The organism is Streptomyces sp. CA189 (genome assembly GCF_056428985.1).
Genome location: NZ_JBWJVM010000059.1, coordinates 49,527 through 55,526 on the forward strand (window position 1 = coordinate 49,527; position 6,000 = coordinate 55,526).

Genomic DNA, 6,000 nt, shown 5'->3' on the forward strand with positions numbered 1-6,000 from the left:
TCACAGCACTAGCCGCGGACCGTGCGCCGGCGGCGGGCGAACCAGGCGGCCGCGCCGCCGAGGCCGATGAGCGCGGCGGCCAGGCCGGAGTACAGGGCGGTGTTGGAGTCCGAGCCGGTGTGCGCGAGGGAGCCGGTCGGCTTGGGGGAGTTGCCCGTGGCCGGGGTCGTCGTGGCCGCCGGAGCGGTGGTCACGGGGGCGGTCGGGGCCGGGGTGGTGGGCGCCGGGGTGGTAGGCGCGGGGGAGGTCGGGGCCGGCGAGGTGGGCGCCGGGGAGGTGGGCGGGGTGGTGGCGGTCTTCGGGGCGAGGTCGATCGTCACTTCGGTGCCCGCGAAGGGGCGGCCGTTGCCTTCGGCGTAGCCGACCGAGGCACCCACCAGGACCTTGGCGGCCTTCTGCGGCGACTTCGAGCCGAGGGCGATCTGAAGGCGGACGACGCGCTCGCCGGAGGTGTTGCCGAAGCCCTTCGGAATGACGGGAAGGTGGAAGTTGCTGGTCTGGCCCAGGTCCTTCCATGCACCGTCGACCTTGACGCGCGCCTGGTACGGGGTGATCGCGTTGGGTGCGTTCAGCTCGATGAAGGTGGCGAGGCCGTAGTCGAAGGTGTTCGTGCCGTTGACCCGGTAGCGCAGGTCCATCTCCCGGCAGTCGGGAGCCGTGCTGCCCTCGCAGGGCCCCACGTTGGCGAACGAGGTGTCCAGCTTCCAGGGGATGACGGCCGGGGAGGTCTTGAAGGTCAGGGAGGACTCGCCGCCGTCGGCGATCTCGTTCGCGTAGGACGAGGAGCGCAGCGTGAAGTCACCGGTGTTGGTCGGGTAGCCCTTGCCGAGGCCCATCGTGATCTTCCAGCTCATCTTCCCGCCGGCCGGGATGGAGAAGCCTTCACTGCCGTCCCCGGCGGCCGGGCGGAACAGGCCCTGCCACTCGCCGTCCTGCTGGCCGATGTTGTACGTGGTCGCGGGGGCACTCAGCGGCTCGACCTTGAAGACCACGTCGCTCTGCTGGAGCGTCATGGTGCTGCCGGGCGTGTCGAGGAGCATCCACGGGTGGTAGGAGGAGACCTTGTCCGTCGTGTTCGTCACCGTCAGGTCGAAGGTCTCCGTCGCACCGCCGCGGGTCAGCGGGCCGCTCGGGACCGGCGCGCTCATCGTGGTCTTCAGCGCCTTGTAGTTGCCCTCGGTGGCGGAGGCCGACAGCGGCATCAGGACCGTACCGGCGATGGCGGCGGCGACGACGGCGGCGGAGGCGGTGCGGAGGGCGGCGGTGCGAGCGGACATGGTGGACTCCCCCAGGAATCATCAAGATCAGACGGCAGCAGCGGCCGAGAGGCCGAGAGGTCGAGCAGAGGTCGAGCAGAGGTCGAGCGGGCCGGGCGAGGCGGCCGGCGGGTGAACGCCGGTCCTGTGGTGCTTGGTTCTCGCCGGCGGCCGGGTTTCGTTTCCCCCGGTCGTTGCTGCGATGAACTGATCTTCACACAGACCACATCTCCAATCCGTCGTCGGAATGTCACCGCCGTGCAACAGGCCGAAAGGGGCTCTGTCCACCGCCTGACCTGCGGAGATAGCGGAATGCTCGTGACCTGTTTCGCTGCTACGCGCCCAAGTGCTCCAGCGGCCCCGCCGGATAGGGCGTCTCCACCGGGAGCAGGGCCCGCGCCGCCTCCGGTTCGCCGGATCGGAGCAGCTCGTGGACCTCCCGGGCCAGCGGGGTCACATCGCGGATGGCGACCGTCCACTCGTCGGCGTAGGCGCGCGACGCCGTTCCGGACAGGCCCAGTTGGAGCGAGCGGTACGGCAGCGGGTTCAGGTGCAGATCGCGCTCCGGGTCCCACTGCACACGGGCGGGGGCGGTGCGCAGCGCCCGCGTCCACGCCGCGCGGTCGGCGTGCACGCCGGGGACGTAGTGCGACAGGCAGGCGCCGGCCAGCGCCCGGTCGAAGCCGGCGCGGGTGATCTCGACGGCGAGGACCGTCTCCTGGTCGGCCTTGGTGGCCCAGCCGCAGCGGTACATCATCCACAGGAACGACGGCTTCACCCAGGTCATCCGCTCCCGCTTCCAGGCGGGCGGGAAACGGCCCTCACGGGCGGCCGGCACCCCGATCCGCGGGTGGTACGCCTGGTACACGGTGAGGGTGTCGGCGGTGTGCGAGGCGCGGATCTGATGGCGGGGTACCTGGTCTGCGGGTGCGGCGGTTGCGTCGGACATGCCCCCAGGGTGTGGGCCCGCGCCCCGTCCGGGCCAGGGGATTTCCCCCGCCCCACCGACTAGACCTGGTCCTCCGCCAGTTCGGCGACCCCCGTGATCCGGTGCAGCGCGAAGGTCCGTACCTCGTCCGCCGTGTGGTCGTAGCCGGTGACGAAGCCGCCCTCCACCCGGACCGGGGCGATGACCCGCTGGCTGGCCGCCCCGTCGGCGTTGACGTAGCCGATCCACACCGCCGACCCGGTGAGCGCGGCTGCCTGCACCGTCGCCAGGGTCTCCGCCGCGCTCGTGCGCGGGAGTTCACCCGGGGCGCCGGAGCCGCTCGCCCCGGACGGCCCCGCCGGCTCCTTGCGGACCGCCGTCGCCGCCAGGTCGCCCGCGCGGATCGCGCGTACGGCTGCCCCGAGCAGCGTCGCGTTCGGGACCGGCGGCCCGTCGGGGACCGGTACGGGCAGGGCGCGGGCGGGGGTGCGGTGGGCGTCGGCGCGGGAGAGCAGGACGTCCCCCGTACGGGATTCCGCGGCCGGGGCGTAGCCCATGGCCCGCAACCCGTCGAGCAGCGCGGCCGGTTCGGCCTGCGCCGCCAGCACGGTCGGGGCGAGGCGGCGCAGCCCGAGGCCCGCGGACCGCTTGTCGGCGAGGATCTCGTTCAGCATGCCGTCGTCGTCGCAGCGCACGTACGAGGAGGCCGCGCCGACCCGGAGGTGTCCGTGCCGCCGGGCCACGTCGTCGATGAGGTACGACAGCGGCTGCGGCACCGGGGTACGGCTGTGCTCGGTGAGGAAGGACTGCAGGTCGACGGCGGTGTGGCCGGCGTCCAGGGCGCGGCGAACCGAACCGGGCGTGAACCGGTACACGGTGGCCCCGCCCTTGGACTCCACGTCCGCCAGCACGGCCAGCACCTCGGCGAGCGCCCGCCGCAGCGGACCCGGGGCCACCGCCGTCAGGTCGGCCTGGAGCAGTACGTGGTCCACCGGCTCGGGCAGCAGCGGCGCGAGCAGCGGGGCCGGGTCGCGCCCCTCCAGCAGGGCCCGGCCCGGCGCGGCGAGCGCACCCCGGCCGGTGACTCCGAGGACCTCGGCCTCCGTCAGCATCCAGCGGGCGAGGCGGGAGCGCAGTTCGCTCGTACCGCGCACCGGCCGCTCCCACGCGAGGCGGGCGAGGAGCACGGCCGGGTCGGGGGAGCCGCCCTCGGGGAGGGCGGCGAGCAGGCTCAGGATGCGGCGGCGCACCTCGGGGGCGGCGGAGCGGTCCAGTTCCGCGCCGAGCACCGACAGCGTGCGGCCCTTCGCGTCCTGTTCGCCTACCAGGCCCGGGGTCCGGGTGGCGGTCAGCCAGGCCGCGGCCAGGACCGACCAGCGCTCGGCCGGCGGGAGTTCGAGCCAGCCGTCGAAGGCGGGGGTAGGGGCGTAGCGCTCGTCGGCCTCGCCGTCGCTGGCCAGCAGGCCCGCCGCGTAGGACAGTTCGATCCAGAACGCCGCCGACGGCTCGTCGGTGTCCAGGGTGGCCGCGGCCCGCTTCAGGTCGCGTACGGAGAGCCCGCCGGCCCGGAGCACGGGCGGACCGGCGTGCTCCCAGGACTTCACCAGCTCCTCGACCGTCGACAGCGCGGCCAGTGCCTGGCCGGCCGCGTTCGCGTCCACAAGCTGTGGACGGTGCTCGCGGTGCGCGGGAACCTCCGGGGCCAGCGGCTGCGTCACCCGGTGCGCGAGCCCGCCGCGCAGGTACAGCGCCACCTCGCGCGGCAGCAGCACCGTGCGCGCCGAGGCCGGCAGCAGCAGGCCCCGGTCGCGCAGCCAGCGCACCGGGGGCGTCGGATGGGGCGTCACTTCCCCGTAGGGCGGGCCCCACACGAGCCGGCCCAGCACCTGGTGGGCCTCCGCCGGAGCCTCGTCCAGCAGCGCCGACATCCGTACCGGGTCGGTGAACAGGGCCGTCAGCGCGGTCACCGCCGACACCGGGTCGTGCGTCGCGGGCAGCCCGACGGCCGCCACGATCTGCTGGATCCGGGTCGGCGACATGCCCGCGGTGGCCTCGGCGACGGTCGGGCCGAGCCCGGTGGGGGAGGGCCGCGTGGCGGAGGGGGCGAGCAGCTCGCGGGCGGTGCGCACCAGGCGCAGCCGCTCGTCGTCGCCCCAGACCAGGGCCTGCTCGCGCAGGGTCGCCAGGGCCCGGGGGAGTTCGGCGCGGGCCCCGTTGTCCTCGCCGGAGGTGGTGCCGGTGTCACCGCTGAGCAGGGACTCCAGTACGGCGTACGGGCAGGGCTCCGGGCCCACCGCGAGGGCCTCGGCGGCCTGCAGGGCGAACCGGTCCAGCCGGTCCAGCGCACGCACCACCGAAGCCCGCGTCCCGGCCCGCGTGGCGAGCTGCGTCACGTCTCCGGGGACGGGGCTCAGCAGGTCCGGCCGGGCGCGCAACAGGGCGCCGAGCCCCTCGTCGTCGCGGGCGCGCAGCGCTTCGGCGAGGGAGCGCGGAGCGCTTCCCGCGGTGCTCGTGTCAGGCACGGTCGTCGCCTCCTGGTCGCGTCGGCCGGTCAGTCGGCCGGTCCCCATCCGGCCAACGGTATCCGCTGCGCCCCCGGCCGCTCCACGGGCGCACGCGCTACCTTCGCTGGAGGTGGCACGGGAGGAGCCGGGGCGTGGGGATCGAGAGCGACCATCTGGTCTACGAATATCTGAGCCGGGTCGGGGACTTGGCGCAGCGCAGGCACCTGTCGTCGGGGGACCGGATGCGGCTGGTGGCGGGGCTGCGGGACGAGATCGACCGGCGGCGGGCCAAGTACGAACCGGAGACGCCGGCGGCGGTACGGCGCATCCTGGAGCGGATCGGCACGCCGGAGGAGGTCCTGGACACGGTGTCGACGACGGGCGCGGCGGCGGCCGATGTTGCTCCCGCGGCTGCCTCGGCTCCCTCCGCACCCGCGGTGCCGGTGCAGCGGGGGGCGGCGCCGCCGCATCTCGCGGGGCTCGACGAACTGGGTGAGGGCGAGAGGCTGGAGCCCGACTGGTGGACGGTCGGGCCGGGGTCTTCGGTGGAGGGCTTCGCGGGGGGCATCGAGATCCCGGAACTCCTGAAGCGGCCGGGCGCGGACGCTGATCCGGAGTCGGAGTCGGAATCGGAATCGGACCCGAAGCCGGGGGATCCCGCCGGGGCCGCGGCGGGTGGGCGGCCCACGCTCATGGGGTTCCTGCGCGAGCGGCGGCGCCGGGCGAAGGCGGAAGCCGCGGCGGCCACCGCGGCTCCGGTGGCCGCGGCTAGGCAGAGGCCGCACGCCTTCCTGATGCTCGCGGCGGTGGCGCTGGTGGCGGGGGCCGTCTCCGGTTACTGGCTGTTGCTCGCCGCTGGCTGGCTGCTCGCGTACGCCTCGCGGGTGCTGGGTCCTGCGGAGCGGAAGTGGGTGGTCTTCGGGCTGCCCGGGGTGGTCTTCGCGGGGGCGGTGGTGTGGCTGTGGGGCCGGCTGAACGGGAGGTGGGGCGCGGCTCTGGCCGACGAGGCGCTGAGCGGCAGCTTCCAGGACCTGCTGCCTTGGCTGGCGCGGGCCGCGGCGGTGTCCTCGGCGCTCTACCTCTTCTGGCGGTCCCGCCGCCGCTGACCCGCTCCGTGCGGCGCCGTTGCCGGGGACCGGTCCCCGGGCCCCTGCGCCTCAATCGCCGGCGGGGCTGGGTTGTGGTGGCGTGGGCCTTGGCTGCGGGTGGGGGACGGTGCCGGGGGCGGGGTGGGGTGTCGGCCTGGACTGCATGATTTAGGCGCCCTGTGCGCAGCTTCGACAGGGTTCGGGGTGTTGCTGCGCCACAAATC

The 6,000-nt window shown here is 74.5% G+C and carries 4 protein-coding genes; 1 reads left to right on the forward strand and 3 read right to left on the reverse strand.

Going from position 1 to position 6,000, the window contains the following annotated elements:
• Positions 1-8: 8 nt before the first annotated feature.
• The 3 genes from AC061S_RS32190 to AC061S_RS32200 form a co-directional block, all read right to left on the reverse strand.
• Positions 9-1,277 (reverse strand): LAETG motif-containing sortase-dependent surface protein, encoded by a 1,269-nt coding sequence (locus tag AC061S_RS32190; protein WP_478689409.1) that lies wholly within the window; start codon positions 1,275-1,277, stop codon positions 9-11.
• A gap of 313 nt (positions 1,278-1,590) precedes the next feature.
• Positions 1,591-2,205, reverse strand: coding sequence for a DUF4291 domain-containing protein (locus AC061S_RS32195; RefSeq protein WP_478689410.1), 615 nt, complete (start codon positions 2,203-2,205; stop codon positions 1,591-1,593).
• A gap of 59 nt (positions 2,206-2,264) precedes the next feature.
• Positions 2,265-4,754, reverse strand: a complete 2,490-nt coding sequence (locus tag AC061S_RS32200; protein ID WP_478689411.1) for a helicase C-terminal domain-containing protein — start codon at positions 4,752-4,754, stop codon at positions 2,265-2,267.
• 86 nt (positions 4,755-4,840) lie between these two features.
• On the opposite strand from AC061S_RS32200, the gene AC061S_RS32205 reads away from it, so the two are divergent.
• The gene (locus AC061S_RS32205; RefSeq protein WP_478689412.1) at positions 4,841-5,794 is read left to right on the forward strand and encodes a hypothetical protein; all 954 of its coding nucleotides are present in this window, start codon (positions 4,841-4,843) and stop codon (positions 5,792-5,794) included.
• Positions 5,795-6,000: the final 206 nt, after the last annotated feature.